At 46.6% G+C, this 19,439-nt stretch carries 20 protein-coding genes and 1 riboswitch; of the genes, 9 read left to right on the top strand and 11 right to left on the bottom strand.

Annotation, left to right across the window (positions count from 1 at the left end; all coding sequences use genetic code 11):
- The first annotated feature begins 2 nt into the window (after positions 1 to 2).
- Positions 3 to 350, top strand: coding sequence for a gamma-glutamylcyclotransferase family protein (locus tag Vt282_RS12190; RefSeq protein WP_162063505.1), 348 nt, complete (start codon positions 3 to 5; stop codon positions 348 to 350).
- Positions 351 to 383: 33 nt separating this feature from the next.
- On the top strand, positions 384 to 728 hold the full coding sequence (locus Vt282_RS12185) for a DUF2799 domain-containing protein (protein WP_162063504.1): 345 nt from the start codon (positions 384 to 386) through the stop codon (positions 726 to 728).
- A gap of 50 nt (positions 729 to 778) precedes the next feature.
- Here Vt282_RS12185 and ppa read toward each other — a convergent pair whose 3' ends face one another.
- Both ppa and fbp read right to left on the bottom strand, forming a co-directional pair.
- Entirely contained in the window at positions 779 to 1,306 is a 528-nt protein-coding gene (gene ppa / locus Vt282_RS12180) for an inorganic diphosphatase (RefSeq protein WP_162063503.1), read from the bottom strand.
- A gap of 210 nt (positions 1,307 to 1,516) precedes the next feature.
- On the bottom strand, positions 1,517 to 2,536 hold the full coding sequence (fbp, locus tag Vt282_RS12175; RefSeq protein ID WP_162063502.1) for a class 1 fructose-bisphosphatase: 1,020 nt from the start codon (positions 2,534 to 2,536) through the stop codon (positions 1,517 to 1,519).
- 319 nt (positions 2,537 to 2,855) lie between these two features.
- Here fbp and mpl point away from each other — a divergent pair, with 319 nt between their 5' ends.
- The 5 genes from mpl to thiQ all read left to right on the top strand — a co-directional run bounded on the left by mpl (position 2,856) and on the right by thiQ (position 8,451).
- Complete coding sequence (gene mpl / locus Vt282_RS12170) at positions 2,856 to 4,220, top strand: UDP-N-acetylmuramate:L-alanyl-gamma-D-glutamyl-meso-diaminopimelate ligase (protein ID WP_162063501.1); 1,365 nt, start codon at positions 2,856 to 2,858, stop codon at positions 4,218 to 4,220.
- A gap of 31 nt (positions 4,221 to 4,251) precedes the next feature.
- Positions 4,252 to 4,878: a flavin prenyltransferase UbiX gene (locus Vt282_RS12165; RefSeq protein ID WP_162063500.1), complete on the top strand. Its 627-nt coding sequence runs from the start codon at positions 4,252 to 4,254 to the stop codon at positions 4,876 to 4,878.
- Positions 4,879 to 4,988: 110 nt separating this feature from the next.
- Positions 4,989 to 5,094, top strand: a riboswitch (TPP riboswitch).
- Positions 5,095 to 5,156: 62 nt separating this feature from the next.
- Positions 5,157 to 6,149, top strand: a complete 993-nt coding sequence (gene thiB, locus Vt282_RS12160; protein WP_162063499.1) for a thiamine ABC transporter substrate binding subunit — start codon at positions 5,157 to 5,159, stop codon at positions 6,147 to 6,149.
- Between the two features lie 9 nt (positions 6,150 to 6,158).
- The gene (gene thiP, locus Vt282_RS12155) at positions 6,159 to 7,760 is read left to right on the top strand and encodes a thiamine/thiamine pyrophosphate ABC transporter permease ThiP (protein WP_162063498.1); all 1,602 of its coding nucleotides are present in this window, start codon (positions 6,159 to 6,161) and stop codon (positions 7,758 to 7,760) included.
- Positions 7,747 to 8,451, top strand: a complete 705-nt coding sequence (thiQ, locus tag Vt282_RS12150) for a thiamine ABC transporter ATP-binding protein (RefSeq protein WP_162063497.1) — start codon at positions 7,747 to 7,749, stop codon at positions 8,449 to 8,451. Before thiP ends, thiQ begins: the two co-directional genes overlap by 14 nt.
- A gap of 67 nt (positions 8,452 to 8,518) precedes the next feature.
- Here the strand turns inward: thiQ and yjgA are convergent, their stop codons facing one another.
- On the bottom strand, positions 8,519 to 9,046 hold the full coding sequence (yjgA, locus tag Vt282_RS12145; protein ID WP_162045497.1) for a ribosome biogenesis factor YjgA: 528 nt from the start codon (positions 9,044 to 9,046) through the stop codon (positions 8,519 to 8,521).
- Positions 9,047 to 9,155: 109 nt separating this feature from the next.
- On the opposite strand from yjgA, the gene pmbA reads away from it, so the two are divergent.
- Entirely contained in the window at positions 9,156 to 10,499 is a 1,344-nt protein-coding gene (pmbA, locus tag Vt282_RS12140) for a metalloprotease PmbA (protein ID WP_162063496.1), read from the top strand.
- 74 nt (positions 10,500 to 10,573) lie between these two features.
- Here the strand turns inward: pmbA and ruvX are convergent, their stop codons facing one another.
- From ruvX to metK, 8 genes are all read right to left on the bottom strand, one after another.
- Positions 10,574 to 11,002: a Holliday junction resolvase RuvX gene (ruvX, locus tag Vt282_RS12135; RefSeq protein ID WP_162045499.1), complete on the bottom strand. Its 429-nt coding sequence runs from the start codon at positions 11,000 to 11,002 to the stop codon at positions 10,574 to 10,576.
- Between the two features lie 40 nt (positions 11,003 to 11,042).
- A complete protein-coding gene (locus tag Vt282_RS12130) occupies positions 11,043 to 11,606 on the bottom strand; it encodes a YqgE/AlgH family protein (RefSeq protein WP_162063495.1) in 564 nt (187 codons plus the stop codon).
- Positions 11,607 to 11,661: 55 nt separating this feature from the next.
- Positions 11,662 to 12,609, bottom strand: coding sequence for a glutathione synthase (gshB, locus tag Vt282_RS12125; RefSeq protein ID WP_162045501.1), 948 nt, complete (start codon positions 12,607 to 12,609; stop codon positions 11,662 to 11,664).
- Positions 12,610 to 12,621: 12 nt separating this feature from the next.
- Complete coding sequence (gene rsmE / locus Vt282_RS12120; RefSeq protein WP_162063494.1) at positions 12,622 to 13,353, bottom strand: 16S rRNA (uracil(1498)-N(3))-methyltransferase; 732 nt, start codon at positions 13,351 to 13,353, stop codon at positions 12,622 to 12,624.
- Between the two features lie 90 nt (positions 13,354 to 13,443).
- On the bottom strand, positions 13,444 to 14,163 hold the full coding sequence (locus Vt282_RS12115; RefSeq protein ID WP_162063493.1) for an endonuclease: 720 nt from the start codon (positions 14,161 to 14,163) through the stop codon (positions 13,444 to 13,446).
- A 75-nt stretch (positions 14,164 to 14,238) separates the two neighbouring features.
- Positions 14,239 to 14,736 carry a SprT family zinc-dependent metalloprotease gene (locus Vt282_RS12110; protein ID WP_162063492.1) on the bottom strand — a complete coding sequence of 166 codons (498 nt, stop codon included), beginning with the start codon at positions 14,734 to 14,736 and terminating at the stop codon, positions 14,239 to 14,241.
- An 84-nt stretch (positions 14,737 to 14,820) separates the two neighbouring features.
- Entirely contained in the window at positions 14,821 to 15,621 is an 801-nt protein-coding gene (locus Vt282_RS12105; protein ID WP_162063491.1) for a DUF2189 domain-containing protein, read from the bottom strand.
- 331 nt (positions 15,622 to 15,952) lie between these two features.
- On the bottom strand, positions 15,953 to 17,107 hold the full coding sequence (gene metK / locus Vt282_RS12100) for a methionine adenosyltransferase (RefSeq protein WP_162045505.1): 1,155 nt from the start codon (positions 17,105 to 17,107) through the stop codon (positions 15,953 to 15,955).
- A 313-nt stretch (positions 17,108 to 17,420) separates the two neighbouring features.
- Between metK and tkt the strand changes: the two genes are divergently transcribed.
- Positions 17,421 to 19,415, top strand: coding sequence for a transketolase (tkt, locus tag Vt282_RS12095; protein WP_162063490.1), 1,995 nt, complete (start codon positions 17,421 to 17,423; stop codon positions 19,413 to 19,415).
- The last annotated feature ends 24 nt before the right edge of the window (positions 19,416 to 19,439 follow it).

Below are 19,439 nucleotides of genomic sequence, written 5' to 3'. Positions count from 1 at the left end.
TTATGCAGCATCTGGTCTTTGTTTACGGCACTTTACGTCAAGGGGAAAGTAATCATTCGTTTCTTTCTCAGGCGCAGTTTTTAGGTCAGCATGAAACACCACCAGAATATGCCCTTTATGATCTTGGGGCCTATCCTGCCGTAGTAACAGGACATCAAGTGATCATCGGTGAGGTGTATCTTATTGATCAAGGTATATTAAAGTCGCTTGATGAGCTGGAAGATGTACCGATTGAATATCGTAGAGAGTTAATCGAGACCCCATATGGCCAAGCTTGGATATACTTATATCAAGATGCCTCGCAATTAGACGTACTCATCTCATCAGGAAACTGGTGTCAAAGAGTATAATCTCGCATAGGGGCTCTCACACAAGGGGGAAATATGAACTGGAAATTGTTAGCTGTTACATTGCTTTTAGTTGGTTGCGCGTCGGTCACGCCGTCTTTGTCTAATGATCCGTTGGCATGGCAAGAGTTTGGTCAACAGCAGGCGTTAGATGGTCAATTGATGCTGTCTGAGAGTAAAATTGTGAAGCACTCACTATCGGGTGATGTGAATTCAGAGCAGTACAAAGCCTATCTTGATGGTTACCAAATGGGGCAAAAAACTTACTGCGAGCAAGATGCGAGAATGCTCGGTACAACGGGTAAGCCGTATCGTGGTATCTGTGATGATATCAATCCGTTCTTCCGCTCTGACTATGAAAGCACGTATTTCGAGCTATAAAAAGAAAAGCCAGCGAAAGCTGGCTTTTTAGTCTTTGTTGATAGCGACGTTTATTTTTGCGCACGCTGGTAAGATTCTAGAATCTCTTGGCGCGCCGCTTCGGCATTTGCCCAACCGTCGACTTTAACCCACTTACCCGTTTCCAACTCTTTGTAGCGCTCAAAGAAGTGCGTGATTTGTGCTTTAAGCAACTCTGGTAGGTCGCCCACATCTTGAATATGCTCGTACTCTTTTGAAAGCTTGCTATGTGGTACAGCGACGACTTTGGCATCTTCGCCAGATTCGTCGGTCATTTTTAGTACTCCAACAGGGCGGCAGCGAATGACAGATCCCGGCATTAATGGATATGGAGTGGGTACTAAGACATCAACCGGGTCACCGTCTAATGACAGAGTGTGGTTAACGTAACCATAGTTACAAGGGTAAAACATCGGGGCAGACATAAAACGGTCTACAAATACCGCGCCAGAGTCTTTATCTACTTCGTATTTGATGGGATCAGCATTAGCAGGGATCTCAATCACCACATAGAGATCATCAGGAAGTGATTTACCTGCTGGTACGTCATTTAAGCTCATGGTTATATCCTTATATTGATAAACGACAGTCATAGTCCGATGCTTCGATGTTGGCGTGCATTTTTATATCAACTGTCGCTGAGTGACTTATTGTTATGACCAGTCAAATGCTTGGTCAAAAATGCGTCTATTACCTTAAAGCGAAATAGTCATTAATGTAAACAAACTGTTGGTAAATTGAATGAAAAAAGCGCCCTAAGGCGCTTTTTATCATTTTGTTTCATCACGATAGAGTTCGAGAAACTCTTCGACTTTGTTGACCATGTTTTCTGAACCTACGAAAAATGGTACACGTTGATGCAACTCTATTGGTTTCAAATCCATAATACGATTGACGCCATCAGAAGCGCTACCACCGGCTTGCTCGATAATAAATGCCATTGGGTTGCACTCATAAAGTAAACGTAGCTTGCCTTGAGGGTGGCTTTGTGTACTTGGGTAAAGATAGATACCACCTTTAAGCAAATTACGGTGGAAATCCGCTACCAGTGAGCCAATGTATCGTGAGGTATAAGGACGTTTGGTGTTGGCATCGTTTTCTTGGCAGTACTTGATATACTTTTTCACACCTTGTGGGAAACGAATGTAGTTACCTTCGTTGATCGAGTAAATCTGCCCATCTTTTGGAATCATCATGTTCTCATGTGATAAGCAGAAAGTGCCAAGCGAAGGGTCGTACGTGAAACCGTTCACACCGTTACCTGTCGTATACACCAACATGGTTGATGAACCGTAGATGACGTAACCCGCGGCAACTTGCTTATTGCCCGGTTGTAAAAAGTCTTCTTCGGTCGGCGGTGTACCAATCGGTGACACGCGGCGATAGATCGAGAAAATCGTGCCGACTGACACATTGACATCAATGTTGGATGACCCATCTAGAGGATCCATCAACACCACATATTTTGCGTTTTTGTTCAGTTCCTTGTTAAAGGCAACCGCTTCATCTTCTTCTTCACTTGCCACACCACACACTTGATCGCGAGCTTCCAATGCGGCTTTGAATTTTTCATTGGCGTATAAATCGAGCTTCTGTTGTTCTTCGCCTTGAACATTTTCGGCGCCGACTGAACCGGTAATATCAGCAAGACCAGCCTTGTTGATTTCACGGTTCACGATTTTTGCTGCTAAGCGGATAGAAGCCAGTAGCGATGAAAGATCACCACTTGCGTGCGGAAAGTCTGCTTGTTTCTCGACGATAAATTCGCCAAGGGTGCGCATTCCTGACATGGTATTTCCTTTTTTAGTATTAACCATTGGGCTAGTGAGTAGATAAGGACATGAATGTCTCATTTACTCGGTTGGTTGTTTTGTGAACAACACATTTTTTATTAAGTGTAAGACGGGAATCTTTTATGGTAATGAACTAATTGATTGAGATCTCAATTTATTTACTTTGTTCAGCGTGTGATTTGCAATGTTGAATTTGTGGCGAGCACGGTGATAAATCAGCTTATGTAGCCACAAAAGGGTGATCAAAATGGTTCGCTTTTCATCTATTAATCGCCATAATGAGGCGGTATTTTTCGCGTAGAACAAGGTTTAGTTTATGCATATTCATATCTTAGGGATCTGCGGTACTTTTATGGGCGGCGTGGCAGTGTTAGCGCGTCAATTGGGTCATAAAGTCACCGGTAGTGATGCCAACGTTTATCCGCCAATGAGCACCATGCTTGAATCTCAAGGTATTGAAATAATTGAGGGTTTCGATCCTTCACAACTCAATCCCGCGCCTGATTTAGTGGTGATTGGTAATGCGATGAGTCGTGGCAACCCATGTGTTGAGCATGTACTAAACAACAACTTGCGTTACACCTCTGGCCCGCAGTGGTTACAAGAGTTTCTGTTGCATGATCGTTGGGTATTGGCTGTCTCTGGTACTCATGGCAAAACGACCACGTCCAGTATGCTGTCTTGGGTATTGGAAGAGTGCGGATACCAACCTGGATTCTTAGTTGGTGGTGTGCTGGGTAACTTCGGTATTTCTGCTCGACTGGGCGAAAGTATGTTTTTTGTCGTCGAAGCGGATGAATATGACAGTGCTTTTTTTGATAAACGTTCGAAGTTTGTTCACTACCACCCACGCACATTAGTGATGAATAACTTAGAGTTTGATCATGCCGACATTTTTGATGATCTTGAGGCGATCAAGCGTCAATTTCACCATTTAGTGCGTACCGTTCCGGGTAATGGGCGCATTCTTGCGCCGGTCAATGATCCTGCATTAGCGGATGTTTTACAGCGTGGTTGTTGGAGTGAAACTGAGTTTACTGGTGAACAAGCCGATTGGCGTGCCGAAAAAATTGCCAAAGACGGTTCCGAGTTCAAGGTGCTATTCCAAGAACAATATGTTGGCACTGTGAAGTGGGATTTAGTTGGCGATCACAACGTAGATAATGCACTTATGACGATCGCAGCAGCGCGTCATGTTGGCGTCACGCCTGATTTAGCCTGTGAAGCTTTAGGTAAATTTATCAATACCAAACGTCGCCTTGAGTTAAAAGGTGAGGTGAATGGCATTACTGTCTTTGATGATTTTGCACACCACCCAACCGCGATTGAACTGACTATGGGTGGTCTGCGTAATAAAGTCGGCGATGCGAAAATCATTGCGGTGTTAGAACCTCGCTCAGCGACGATGAAGCGTGGCGTGCATAAAGAAACCTTAGCCGCGTCTTTACATCATGCTGATCAAGTCTTTTTATACCAACCGCCGGGTATCGAGTGGTCAGTACAAGATGTGGCAGAGCAATGCAGTCAACCAGCTTCTAGCAGCGACGACATTGATCAATTGGTGGCGCAAATCGTTGCTGCGGCTAAACCGGGTGATCATATTTTAGTGATGAGCAACGGCGGCTTTGAAGGTATTCATGGCAAGCTATTGGCTCAGTTAGCAGAACAGAGAGCTGAGTAATTAGCTGAATAAAGAAATTGGAACAACGTGAATGAGTAAACCACAAGCGAAAGCGATCACTTTAGCCTTCACGGGCGCATCCGGTGCGCCTTATGGGTTGCGCCTGCTTGAATGTCTGCTTGCCGCCGATTATCAAGTGTATCTGCTGATCTCTTCTGCCGCTCGAGTGGTGCTAGCGACCGAGCATGGCCTAAAACTGCCAAGCGGCCCTGCTGCGGCCAAGCAAGCATTGGTCAAACATCTAAACTGCGATCCTGATAAGCTGGTGGTGTGTGGTAAAGACGATTGGTTTTCACCAGTTGCGTCAGGTTCGGCGGCACCAAAGCAGATGGTGGTATGTCCATGTTCAGCAGGCAGTGTCGCAGCAATCGCTCATGGCATGTCTGACAACTTAATTGAGCGTGCGGCCGATGTGGTGATGAAAGAACGCGGGCAGCTCCTGCTGGTGGTGCGTGAAACGCCTTTCTCCACTTTGCATCTGGAAAACATGCACAAGTTATCGCAGATGGGCGTGACCATCATGCCTGCCGCACCCGGCTTTTATCATCAACCGAAAACCATCGAAGATTTGATTGATTTTATGGTGGCGCGCATTCTCGATCACCTTGGTGTCGAACAAGGCCTAGTGCCGCGCTGGGGTTATGATCAGCGCTGTTAATCATTTGGCGTCTGTACATCAAACCGTTTCAAGACCCTAGTGAGATTTCGCTGGGGTCTTTTGCAAATGATCAACGTAGCTATTCGTTAATACAATGGTTAGAATTCGTCGGTAACTCATCGGGGAGCTGTATATTGCATGGCTGAGATTGACCAACGTCTGAACCCGTGACCTGAACCAGATAATGCTGGCGTAGGAATTGAGTCAGGGAAATGAATAATTACGGATAACTCCACCTCGACCTCAACCCTGTGCCGCTCAAAATTGGAGAGCGAACAGTGAAAACCTCTTTTGCAGCCCTTGCAGTGGCTTGCGCATCTTTTTCTGCTTTTGCTGCAGATAACACACTAACTATTTACACCTATGATTCTTTTGCGGCTGATTGGGGACCAGCACCTGCGGTAAAAAAAGCGTTTGAAGCGCAATGTGGCGGTTGTGAAGTCAACTTTGTTGCTTTAGATGATGGGGTATCGATTCTTAACCGTTTACGTCTAGAAAACGGTAACAGCAAAGCGGATATCGTTTTAGGCTTAGATAACAACCTAATGGCAGAGGCAAAAAAAACCGGTTATTTAGCGGAGCATTCGGTCGATACCTCACACGTGACGATTCCGGGTGGCTGGCAAGATAAAACCTTCGTGCCTTATGACTTTAGTTACTTTGCCTTTGTCTACAACAAAGAAAAGCTCACAAACCCACCGAAGAGCTTAAAAGAGCTGGTGGAGCAGCGTGACGATCTTAAAATCATTTATCAAGATCCGCGCACTTCTACCCCAGGGCAAGGTTTTATGCTGTGGATGAAGTCGGTGTATGGCGATGATGTGTCGCAGGCATGGCAAAAGATCGCAACTAAAACTGTCACGGTAACGAAAGGCTGGTCGGAAGCTTATTCGATGTTTCTAGAGGGTGAAGCAGACATGGTGCTGTCTTATACCACCTCTCCGACCTACCACATTATTGCTGAAAACGATCAGCGTTTTGCTGCTGCCAATTTTAGTGAAGGCCATTACACCCAAGTGGAAGTAGCAGCCAAAGTGAAAGGCTCGGCTCACCCTGAGTTAGCTGATCAGTTTATGCAGTTTATCCTCAGCGAAGAATTTCAAGCAGCGATGCCAACGGGCAACTGGATGTACCCGGTGACCGATATCAAATTACCACAAGGCTATGAGTCACTGACCGTGCCAGCAAAAGCATTAAGCTTTACTTCTGATCAAGTGGCAGAAAATCGTCGCGCTTGGATTCGTGAATGGCAAAGCGCCTTAACTCGCTAAGGTGTTGGCTTGAATCGTACCCCTAAAATTGGGCTTGTGGTCGCGATCGTTATCGCGGCCTTTGTCTTTTCTGCGTTGGCAGCACTGTTGGTTGCGGCGCCATCGCTCAATCTATTGTCAGTGTGGCAAGATCCTTATTATCGCCATGTGACTGAATTCAGTTTTTATCAATCCTTTCTCTCAACGCTCATAAGCGTTGGCTTTGCGTTACCTGTGGCGCACGCACTTGCTAAACGCAACTTCAAAGGTAAACGCATACTGCTAAGGCTGTTTAGTTCAACCTTAGTGCTTCCAGTGTTAGTTGGCGTGTTTGGCTTGTTGGCTATTTACGGTAATTCAGGAATTTTCGCCGACATTTATGCCTATTTGGGTGAGGAATTGCCATTTTCTATTTATGGTCTCAATGGCATTTTGCTGGCCCATGCTTTCTTTAATCTGCCGTACGCCGCGCGTTTGTTATTACAAACTCTTGAGTCGATTCCACAAGAGCAACATAAATTGTGTGCTCATTTAGGGATGAGCCAATGGCAAAAATTTAAATGGGTGGAATGGCCGCGGTTGCGCCAGCAATTACCGCATGTGTCTGGTTTGGTTTTTATGTTGTGCTTTACCAGCTTTGCTACGGTTATGGCTTTGGGCGGCGGGCCCAAATCAACCACGATTGAACTAGCCATCTATCAAGCGATTAAGTTTGATTTTGACCTGCAAGCAGGGGCGTTGCTGGCCATTTGGCAAATGGTACTTTGCGGAGGTTTAGCATTGGCGATTCAGCGCATAGCTAAGCCTGTAGCAGTGACGAGTGGCTCTTTTACTCAGCAGCAATATTTGGTTAACGATACGTTTGCTTGGCGTTTGTGGGATAGCATTTGGATAGTCTTGGCGAGTTTATTAGTGTTGCCACCGCTTCTCGTCGTGGTGTTCAGTGGTGTTAATGCACAGTTGTTCACCGTACTTTCGGATGAGCACTTTTGGCATGCATTGCTTGCATCATTGCAGGTGGCAGTGGTAGCCAGCGTGATCGCGTTAGCTGCAGGCCTGGCAATTCTGACCACCAGTCGCCGCTTGCGCTTGAACAGCAATAATCGTAGCGCCGATCAGATAGAGTTGATTGGTACCATTATTCTTGTGACACCAGGCTTGGTGATTTCTACTGGGCTATTTTTACTGCTGCGCAATTTTACTGATGTGTTTAGCATGGCCTTCTTCATTGTGGTAGCGGTGAACGCATTAATGGGGCTGCCATACGTGGTGAAGACGCTTGCACAGCCGATGTTGCAAATTGAGCAGCAATACCAATATTTGGCGGCCAGTCTTGGTCTGCGCGGTTGGCACCGATTTAAAGTGGTTGAGTGGCGTGGGTTGAGAAAGCCGATGGCGCATGCGTTTTCAATCAGCTTTATGCTGGCGATTGGCGACTTAGGGGCAATTGCTTTGTTTGGTGGGCAAGAGTTTCGCACCTTGCCACTGTATTTATTCCAACTATTAGGTAGCTATCAGATGGAGGCGGCAGCGGTGGTATCGCTGACGTTACTGCTATTAAGCGTGGGCTGTTTTACTTTGATTGAAAAATTGTTTAAAGCCGAGGCAAAGGTGAACAATGTTAGACGTTAAGCAAATTCACTATACCTATCACGATCAGGCGTTTGATTTTGAACTGCAGGTTGAACAAGGTGCTATTTGTGCATTGATGGGGCCAAGTGGTGCAGGTAAATCAACCTTACTCGCATTGATGGCGGGTTTTATTGAGCCTCTCAACGGCGATATTGTGGCGGCTGGAAAGTCTGTGGTTGGTAAAGCGCCGCATCAAAGACCGATGGCGATGCTGTTTCAAGAACATAATCTTTTTGCTCACCTGAGTGTGAGAGAGAACATTGGCTTAGGTTTGCATCCTGGGTTGAAGCTCAATCCAACACAGTGTCAATTAGTTGAACAAGCGGCACAACAAGTTGGTGTAGGAGAGCTACTTAATAGATTGCCAGAGCAATTGTCTGGTGGTCAGCGTCAGCGAGTCGCACTTGCGCGCTGCTTTGTTCAACCGCATTCGATTTGGTTACTCGATGAGCCGTTTTCTGCACTTGATCCTCTGTTGCGAGAGGAGATGCTGGGGTTAGTGAAGCGTTTAGCGACTGAACGTAATCTTACCGTGGTGATGGTGACGCATCATGTCAGTGACGCGCGAGCGATTGCCAGTGATTTTGCGTTTATTCATCATGGCCAAGTCGCGGTTGCCGATAAAATTAGCCAGTTAACCACTGAGCATCGCAATACGGCATTGGCGGCGTTTGTCAAAGCCGGACATTGATAGTTAAAAAAACAAAAAAGGTTGCCAAGTGGCAACCTTTTCTTCATTCGAAACAAACATGGTTTGCTTATAAAGCTTCGTCGTTTAGCTGTTTCAGAATTTGGAAAATTTCACGAAACGCTCTTGGTGGCTTGTTCGATGATTTTTCTTTCGCAGCTTGGCGAGCAAGTTGGCGTAGACGTTGACGGTCTGCTTCTGGGTATAACTCCATGACTTGGTCAATTGCCGCATCGCCCTGCTCAACCACACGATCACGCAACTGTTCTAGCTTGTGTAGAACCGCCGTGTTTTGTGAGTGCTTGTTGCGAATTTTATCTAGCGCAGCTTGAATTTGCTCTGCATCTTCAAATTGCATTAGTTTACCGATGCGCTGCAGTTGGCGACGACGCGCTTCGTTTTTAAAGCGTTGTGCATCGAGTACCGCGTCTAGAAGATCTTCACTTAGCGGCATTTTCTTTAGAGTAGATGAACTGAGGTCAACTAGCTCTACGCCAAGCTTTTGCAATGCTTCCATATCGCGTTTCATCTCGGATTTACTAACCCAGATGATCTCTTCTTCCGGTTCCCATGGCGCTTTCTGATTTTTACGTGCCATTTATTTTGCCTTATTTGACTATCTATTCCTCTATTTTAACAAGAATCGTGGGGAGAATGCGAAATTCTTGTTATCCTAGAAAGAATACTCACGATAATTTAGATGAAATATGGACGTAAAAGAGCAAGTTGCTCAGCAACGCGCTGAGCTAGAAGCGGCAGTTGCGAAAGCGCTGGAGATGGCAGCGGTCAAAGCTGACGCTGCTGAAGTTGCCATTACTAAGTCGACTGGCTTAAGCGTTTCTACTCGCATGTGTGAAGTAGAAAACGTTGAGTTTAACAGTGATGGTGCCCTAGGTATTACGGTTTACCGTGGTCAACGTAAAGGCAGTGCATCTACGTCTGATCTAAGTGAAAAAGCGATTCAACAGACAGTATTGGCGGCATTAGATATTGCCCAGTACACGTCAGAAGATCCGTACGCAGGTCCTGCGCCAAAAGAATTGATGGTGCAAGAAATTCCAGATTTGGATCTGTTCCATCCTGATACGCCAGACCCTGATTACGCCGCTAAAGTTGCGATTGCTGCTGAAGAGCGAGCATTGGCCTACAGCAGTAAAATTAAACAAAGTGATGGTGCAAGCTACGATAGCCATTACGGGGTAAAAGTTTACGGTAACAGCCATGGTTTATTAGCGAGCTATGCGAGTAGCCGCCACAGCACCAGCTGTTGTGTGATTGGTCAAGGTGCCAATGGCGAGATGGAGCGTGACTACAGCTATACTATCGCCCGTCATAAAGACGAATTGTGGGCACCGGAAATCGTGGGGCAACAAGCGGCAGAAAAAACCATCAGTCGCCTTGATGCCAAACGCTTAGCAACGGGCAAATACCCAGTGATGTTCGCCGCTGACGTTGCCACTGGGCTACTTGGTCACCTAGTGATGGCGATCAGTGGCGGTAACCTTTACCGTAAATCTTCATTCCTACTTGATCATCTTGGTAAGCAGATTTTGCCGAGTTGGTTCAATGTTTCTGAGCGTCCACATATCCTACGTGGTTTAGCATCAAGCCCATTTGATAGCGAAGGTGTTTACACCCGTGATACGGAAATTATCACCGATGGTACGCTCGCGACTTACCTGCTAACCAGTTATGCAGCGCGTAAGATGAACATGATACCGACTGGCCATGCGGGCGGTATTCACAATTGGTTTGTACAATCGACAGGACAAAGCTTTAAGCAGATGCTAAAAGAGCTGGGCACTGGCTTATTGGTAACGGAAGTGATGGGCCAGGGTGTGAATGTGGTCACCGGTGATTACTCTCGCGGTGCCGCCGGCTTTTGGGTTGAAAATGGCGAGATTCAATACCCAGTATCGGAAATTACCATTGCCGGAAACCTTAAAGAGATGTTCCAGCAAATTGTTGCTGTTGGTAGTGATGTCGAAACCCGTTCACAAATTCAAACCGGCTCAATCCTGCTGGAATCACTAAAAGTGGCAGGCGAGTAGCTTTAGTGAGCATAAAAAATCCCAAGCTTTGGCTTGGGATTTTTGTATTTGGCGTATTGTTTGTAGGGTGTGAGTTACTCACCCCATTGGGCTTCAAACCAACTCTCAAGAATGACCACCGCTGATTGGCAGTCGATATTGCCTTTTGATAGCGCTTTGTAACCGCCCATCGAAAATAGCTCAGCACGCGCTTCAGCAGTTGATAGACGCTCATCATGCAACTCCACCGGCAGGCCATAACGACCTTGCAGACGCTTAGCAAATTTCTTCGCGCGTGGCGTAATCGTTTCTAAGTCTTTGCCGTGCAAATCAGTTGGTAACCCAACTACGAGCAGGTTTGGCTGCCATTCTTTGATTTGCTTTTCGATATCATCCCAATTTGGAATACCGTCATTGGCTTTGAATGCCTTAAGTGGTGACGCCGTGCCGGTAATTTCTTGGCCGATAGCGCTGCCAATGCTCTTGGTGCCAAAATCAAAAGCCATGATGGTTCTATTAGACATAGTGCTTACTTCAAAAATAAATAGGTAATGGGTTGGTCGATTATGCGTGGCCAATATCGCTAGAGAGCTGTGCGACATCGATTCCCAGCATCTGTACCGCTTTTTGCCAACGGTCACTCACTGGCGTATCGAAAATCACGCTCGGATCGGCTTCAACTGTCAGCCATGAATTCTCAGCAAGTTCGACTTCCAGTTGACCCGCTTCCCAACCGGAATAACCGAGTGCAACTAAGTATTGGTTTGGTTCTGCTTCAGTACCGAGCACACTCAAAATGTCTTTTGAGGTGGTGACGGAAATGTGATCTGTCATTTGGATACTGGATTCGTAGCGATCTTTCGGCTGGTGGAGAATAAAACCACGATCTTCAGATACTGGACCACCGTTAAGTACCGGCATCGCCAAGTTATCGGTTTTAAGTTGAGGGTGCACGGGTTGCACATCGACTTGCTCGAGCATTTTGCCGACCGTGATCTCAATTGGTGAGCTGATCATCAGACCCATCGCACCATCTTGATTGTGTTCACAAATGTAAATAACGCTGCGCTTGAAATAGGGATCTTTCATCCCCGGCATCGCAACCAAAAAGTGGTTAGTCAAATTCATAACAATCCAGCCTTATGTCAAGCCAAGTTGGGGCGGCAGGCGCCCCATATGGATTTTACTTATTCACGCGACGTTCAATGGCATCCATCAATTTGCCCGTGATCGAGATATCAAAGGCAGCTTCGATTTCGCGAATACAGGTTGGGCTGGTCACGTTGATTTCAGTTAGCTTGTCGCCAATGACATCGAGGCCAACAAAGATCAGACCTTTTTCTTTAAGTGTAGGCGCTACAGCTTCAGCGATCTTTTTATCTGTTTCACTCAGAGGACGCGCTTCACCACGACCACCTGCCGCCAAGTTACCGCGGGTTTCACCTTTAGCTGGAATGCGCGCTAGACAGTAAGGCATTGGCTCGCCATCCACCACTAGGATACGTTTATCGCCATTGCTGATATCTGGCACGAACGTTTGTGCCATTGCGTAGTTTTGGCCCAGATTAGTCAGTGTTTCAATGATGACTGAAACGTTTGGATCGTTTTCTTTTACGCGGAAAATTGATGCGCCACCCATGCCATCCAGCGGCTTAAGGATCACATCGCCATGCTCTTCACGGAAGGCTTTAATTTTCTCTGCTTTGCGTGTCACGATGGTGGTTGGTGTCAGTTCTGGGAACCAAGCCGTGAACAATTTTTCGTTACAGTCACGCAGACTTTGCGGTTTGTTAACGATCAATGCACCTTCGTCTTCAGCACGCTCAAGAATGTAAGTCGCGTAGATGTATTCGGTGTCGAAAGGCGGATCTTTACGCATCAGTACCGCATCTAAATCAGCCAGCTTAATGGTTTGCTCGGACTTAAACTCGTACCAACCGTTTGGATCTTCTTTAAGCTCAACGATTTTGGTATCAGCAATTGCCACACCTTGGTCTAGGTGCAGATCATTCATTTCCATGTAGTGGATTTCATAGCCACGACGTTGCGCTTCTAGCAGCATTGCAAAGCTAGAGTCCTTTTTGATGTTGATGGACGAAATAGGGTCCATCACGATGCCAAGTTTGATCATGATCTTCTCCGATTAGCCAAGATCGCCAAAGCGAACTTGTAGGGCGGTAATTGCCGTTAACGCTGCGGTCTCAGTGCGTAAAACGCGAGGGCCTAGCAGTGTTTCTTCAAATTGGTATTCTTGGGTCATATCGATCTCTTGAGCGGATAAGCCGCCTTCTGGACCGATTAACAAGCGTACTTTTTCAACGGGTGTTGGTAGTGTATTGATTGAGTATTTAGCGCGTGGGTGAAGGTTGAGTTTCAAACCGTCATACTCTTCAGCGCACCAATCTTCCAATTTCATAATTGGGCGAATTTCTGGCACGGTATTACGGCCGCATTGTTCACAAGCGCTGATAGCAATTTTTTGCCACTGTTCAAGTTTTTTCTCAAAGCGCTTTTGATCGAGTTTTACGCCGCAGCGCTCAGAGATCAGCGGAGTGATGGTATTCACACCAAGCTCAACCGATTTTTGAATGGTGAATTCCATTTTGTCACCACGAGAAACAACCTGACCTAAATGCAGATCTAATGGTGATTCACAGCTACGTTCAATACGCTCGGTGACTTCTACTTCCACCGATTTTTTTGATACAGCACTGATAACAGCCGGAAACTCGGCGCCGCAGCCATCAAATAGCAACACTTCTTGACCGACTTGCATGCGCAGTACGCGGCCAATATGGCCGGCTGCATCTTCGCTTAATGCCACGATGCCAAGTTGGTGAATGGTTTCTGGGTGATAAATTCGAGGAATACGCATCGGTAATCGTTCCAACGTAGTTGAGTTTTATAGAGAATAACATGGATGCGTTAGGCAGAAAAAACAAGGGGCGCTCTGCCTAACCGATGTTTATAGCTTGCGGCAGGCTTCAACCACAAATGGGTTGTGGTTGCCTTGAACCTTGGCAATACGCTTATCACGTTCACATTCCCAAGCCTTTGCCGGGTAGGTTTTGTTCCATGCCGTCATGAGGTTACGTTGCTGTTTGGAGAGCTTGAAGCCATATTCTTGACTCATGTAAAGGTAAGTTCGAGCGATCGATCCGCGAGCGCGATCTGGTGGCATTACTTGGCGCTGTTTAAAGTTAACTTGCATCTCACAGCGACCATACGTCACACCATCTACACCGTTCCATTGGCTAAAGTTAAAGTTAGAACGGTCACCATTGACCTCGCCGATAGCAGGGGTGAGGTTATGTAGGTCGGCTTCCATTCGCTTAAATTGTTTATCACGACGTGAACAGTTTTTGCGACCACCATCTTGCCAACACTTCAATTGATGACCAAATTGCCATGCAGGGACTACATGTTCCCACTCGATGCGAGTGGCGCGTACTTTCTGCGTTTGTTTGCGAATTTTGTAACCGCAGCCGTCAAGATCTGGCACACCTTTCTTACCTTGCCAATTGATATCACAGCCGCAGTAAAAACTGGTGTTGTAGTTAATATCTTTCTCCAGATCTTTGTAGATAGAAACTGCTTCGCGTTTGGCGGCAGAGAAAGAGGTTGGTGGCGCAGCAATCGCGCTGCTGGCTGTAATAACCAGTAAAAGAGATAAAAGTTTACGCATCAAAAAGTATTAACAAAGAATGGCTTTTTGCATCATAACACTCAATTTATCTTCTTTTCGCTGATAATTTTACAATTAGGATAGCTGGCGACCAGTAAAGCTCAACAGCTGCTGACATTTTTGGCAGCGATAACTGGCTTGATGACGAATCACTTTATTATGACGACGAATAGAGAGTGGGTATTGAGTACATTGGCACTGGTACTCAAAGGTTTTTCCTTGGACCGAATTGACGTTAAAGGAATGAGTCGTATTGGCGGCAATGCCAAATACGGACTCCATTACCCCTTGCCATTCTCTGCCGTGTGGACGCACTCGGCCGTATACTTGATAAGTGATCAGGTGAGCAACTTCATGTGGAATCACTTCTTCTAGAAAAGCGCTTTGGTTTTCAATGAACAACACTGAATTAAGGCGAATCTCGTTGAGTTGCAGATAAGCTTTACCCGCCGCTTTTCCACGCAGAGCGAAGCGTAAAATAGGTTTAGGAAAAGAGCGCTTAAATGCCTGTTCCGCTAACTGTAAGCAGTGAGTGACTTTTTGTTGAGCTCGATAGCGAAGTTCTATATCCACGATGATCCTAAGGGTAGTGCCAGAGACAATTCAGCCCAGCAAATGGGCTGGGCTGAGGCATAATAGCGTGATAAAACTTATCTGTTAAGGATGATGCTTTTTCTTAATCACTTCATGGTAACCGTGCCAAGTGGCATAGCCAAGAATCGGCATGGTGAACAACATGCCGATACCATAGGTAGCAAAACCAATGAGAATGCCGCCGCAGATAATCGCCGCCCATACTGCCATGGCTGGGATATTGGAGCGTACGGCGTGAAAACTGGTAAACACTGCCGTCATCATATCCACTCTCCGTTCCATCATCAGAGGAATAGAAAACGCAGAGATGCTAAATACCGCGCAAGCTAAAACGAAGCCGACGATCGATCCAATCATTAAGAAAGGCAAAAAGTCAGTTAGTGGGGCGCCTTGAACTGAAGGGTAGAGAGCATGCAATAGCGCAGCAATACGCATCCAGAATATCATGCATACCGCCAACAGTACGGCAAAGGCCCATTGTGAGCTTGAGTTGCGGCCAATTGCCTTGATGGAGTGCATCAGGTTAGGGTTATGACCTCGCTCTCGCGCCCAACTAGCATCGTAGAGGCCGAGTGCGAGAAAAGGGCCAATCAACATATAGACCACGAGGCTTGGCATGATCACTAAGTGGGTGCCTTGCCATTGCACCAGCAACACGATGCCGACTGCTGCGGCCATAAAGCAGATACCGTAGAAAGCACTGATCAGCGGCAAGCGTACAAAGTCGTGCAGTCCAAGCGCCAGCCAATGGAATGGGGCACTAATGCTGACTGTATTACAGGGGAACGTGCGCGCGTACTCATGATTGGGCACGTGTTTCCGATCCTGCTTAAGTTCTGATGGATTATTTACCGTTCGAGGCATGTCTCCTCCTTGATTGTCTCTCACTGATGCAACTAGCGCTGCGTGGCTATGAATGATGTAGGCTAACGTTAAGACATCGAGTGACACCGGTAGGAAACTTCCTCAGACTCTTTACCTGTTCCAGTAGGTGTACGCTTCGTGAGCTGCATCATGGTTTTGTGCGTTACAAATAACTTTTTTTTTAACTATTAACAGAGATCGGAAAATTTACAAATTATTCGCCAATCGAAAGCTGCGGCAGGAATGATTGAAAATAGAGAAGCAATAAAAAAGCCCTCGCAGTAGCGAGGGCTGATAAATCAATCACATTCAGTGAGGCTGGTATGAGGTGTTATTTGATACCAGCGAAGTCGCGTAGCATTGCTGCTTTGTCGGTTGCTTCCCAAGGGAACTCTTCACGACCGAAGTGACCGTATGCAGCCGTCTTTTTGTAGATTGGTTGCAGTAGGTTCAACATTTCTTGTAGACCGTATGGACGTAGATCGAAGAACTGACGCACGGCTTCGATGATGATGTCGTGTGATACTTTTTCAGTACCAAACGTTTCGATCATGATAGACGTTGGATCCGCTACACCGATTGCGTAAGAAAGTTGAATCTCACAACGGTCAGCCATGCCAGCCGCTACGATGTTTTTCGCTACGTAACGCGCCGCGTATGCTGCACTGCGGTCTACTTTCGATGGATCTTTACCTGAGAATGCACCGCCACCGTGACGAGCTGCGCCGCCGTATGTATCTACGATGATTTTACGCCCAGTCAGACCACAGTCACCCATTGGACCACCGATAACGAAACGGCCAGTTGGGTTGATGAAGTATTTAGTTTCTTTGTTTAGCCATTCTGAAGGAAGAACTGGCTTGATGATCTCTTCCATTACCGCTTCGCGAAGATCTGGTGTAGAGATTGAATCACAGTGTTGCGTTGAAAGAACAACCGCATCGATACCTACGATCTTACCTTGATCGTATTGGAACGTTACCTGAGATTTTGCGTCAGGACGTAGCCAATCTAGTGTACCGTTTTTACGCACTTCTGCTTGGCGTTGAACCAGACGATGTGAGTAAGTGATTGGTGCGGGCATAAGAACGTCAGTTTCGTTACATGCGTAACCGAACATGATGCCTTGGTCACCAGCGCCTTGCTCTTTTGGATCTGTTTTATCAACGCCTTGGTTGATGTCTGGCGATTGTTTACCGATGGTGTTTAGGACTGCACAAGAGTTAGCATCAAAGCCCATGTCTGAATGCACGTAACCAATTTCACGTACCGTTTCACGAGTCAGTTCTTCGATATCGACCCATGCAGAAGTCGTGATCTCGCCACCAACCATTACCATACCGGTTTTTACGTAGGTCTCACACGCAACACGTGCTTTCGGGTCTTGTTCTAGGATCGCATCAAGAACCGCATCAGAGATCTGGTCTGCAATTTTGTCTGGATGGCCTTCTGAAACAGACTCAGAAGTAAATAGGTGCTTAGCCATGTGAGCTCCACTTTTGTCGCTTGTACAGGAGTTTCCCGTACTAAAAATAATCTTAAGGAGTGTAGGTGTTTCTACATCTAGACGTCTATTTTAAATTCGCTTGGTTACAATTACTCTTTTTGAAAAGAGCGAAACAAACGTTTGCATGCAAATTTGATATTAGTGTTGTATTTAACAATTTCGCGGAAATTATCCGAAATTTTGTCTGTTTTTTGTCTGGAAAACGTTTGCAGTGCTGTTGGGGCTTTGAGAGAATACGCGCACAATAACTCCCTCGAACAATAAACTCGCTTACTTGCACTCAGGAGCAGACATGTCTTCTCGTAAACATCTTGCCAATGCAATCCGCGCTCTAAGCATGGATGGTGTTCAACAAGCTAACTCTGGTCACCCAGGCGCACCTATGGGTATGGCTGATATCGCTGAAGTACTTTGGCGTTCACATCTAAACCACAACCCAGCTAACCCAGAGTGGGCTGATCGCGACCGTTTTGTACTGTCAAACGGCCACGGCTCAATGCTGATTTACTCTCTATTGCACCTAACTGGCTACGAGCTATCAATTGACGATCTGAAAAATTTCCGTCAACTGCACTCTAAAACACCAGGTCACCCAGAGTACGGCTACGCACCAGGTGTTGAGACAACGACTGGTCCACTAGGTCAAGGCATTACTAACGCAGTTGGTATGGCGATGGCAGAGAAAGCACTGGCTGCGCAGTTTAACAAAGAAGGCCATAACATCGTTGACCACCACACTTACGTGTTTATGGGCGACGGCTGTCTAATGGAAGGTATCTCGCACGAGGCATGCTCCCTTGCTGGTACGCTAGGTCTTGGTAAGCTCATCGCATTCTGGGATGACAACGGTATCTCTATCGATGGTCATGTAGAAGGTTGGTTCTCTGACGATACACCAAAGCGCTTTGAAGCCTACGGCTGGCACGTAATCCCAGCAGTAGACGGTCACGACTCTGCAGCAATCAATGCAGCGATTGAAGCGGCGAAAGCAGACCCACGTCCAACGCTAATCTGTACTAAAACCATCATCGGTTTTGGTTCACCAAACAAATCTGGCTCACACGACTGTCACGGCGCGCCACTAGGTGCGGAAGAAATCAAAGCAGCGCGTGAATTCCTAGGTTGGGAACACCCAGCATTTGAAATCCCTGCAGACGTATACTCTGAGTGGGATGCAAAAGCGGCAGGCGCAGACAAAGAAGCAGCGTGGAACGCAAAATTTGACGCTTATGCAGCGGCGTACCCAGCAGAAGCAGCCGAGTTTAAACGCCGTGTAAACGGTGAATTACCTGCAGAGTGGGAAGCGAAAGCAAGCCAAATCATTGCTGACCTTCAAGCAAACCCTGCCAACATTGCATCACGTAAAGCATCACAAAATGCACTAGAAGCGTTTGGTGCAATGCTACCAGAATTTATGGGTGGCTCTGCTGACTTAGCACCGTCTAACCTAACCATGTGGTCGGGTTCTAAATCGCTAGAAGCAAACGACTTCTCTGGTAACTACATTCACTACGGTGTACGTGAATTTGGTATGACTGCAATCATGAACGGTATCGCACTGCACGGTGGTTTCGTTCCTTACGGTGCAACCTTCCTAATGTTCATGGAATACGCTCGTAACGCAATGCGTATGGCGGCACTAATGAAAGTGCAAAATATCCAAGTGTACACGCATGACTCTATTGGTCTTGGCGAAGATGGCCCAACTCACCAACCCGTTGAGCAAATCGCATCACTACGTCTGACTCCAAACATGAGCACATGGCGTCCATGTGACCAAGTTGAATCAGCAGTAGCTTGGAAACTGGCGATTGAGCGTAAAGATGGTCCATCAGCGCTTATCTTCTCGCGTCAAAACCTAGCACAACAACCACGCTCAGCAGAGCAAGTGGCTGACATCGCTAAGGGTGCTTACATTCTTAAAGATTGTGCTGGCAAGCCAGAGCTTATTCTTATCGCGACTGGTTCTGAAGTTGAACTAGCAGTGAAAGCAGCTGAAGAGCTTACAGCAGCAGGTAAAGCTGTGCGCGTAGTATCAATGCCATCAACCGATGCCTTTGATAAGCAAGACGCTGCTTACCGTGAATCAGTACTGCCATCAGACGTAACAGCACGCATCGCAATTGAAGCAGGCATTGCGGACTTCTGGTACAAGTATGTAGGTTTCGATGGCCGTATCATCGGTATGACAACCTTCGGTGAGTCAGCACCAGCAGAGCAACTGTTTGAAATGTTTGGCTTCACGGTTGAAAACGTGGTGAACACTGCAAACGAATTGCTAGCGTAATGCTGAGCTAACACGAATAAAGCC

Source organism: Vibrio taketomensis (assembly GCF_009938165.1).
GTDB classification, from domain to species: Bacteria; Pseudomonadota; Gammaproteobacteria; order Enterobacterales; family Vibrionaceae; genus Vibrio; species Vibrio taketomensis.
The sequence above is the reverse complement of the archived record's forward strand: the minus strand, read 5'-3'. Positions and strand labels throughout refer to the sequence as shown.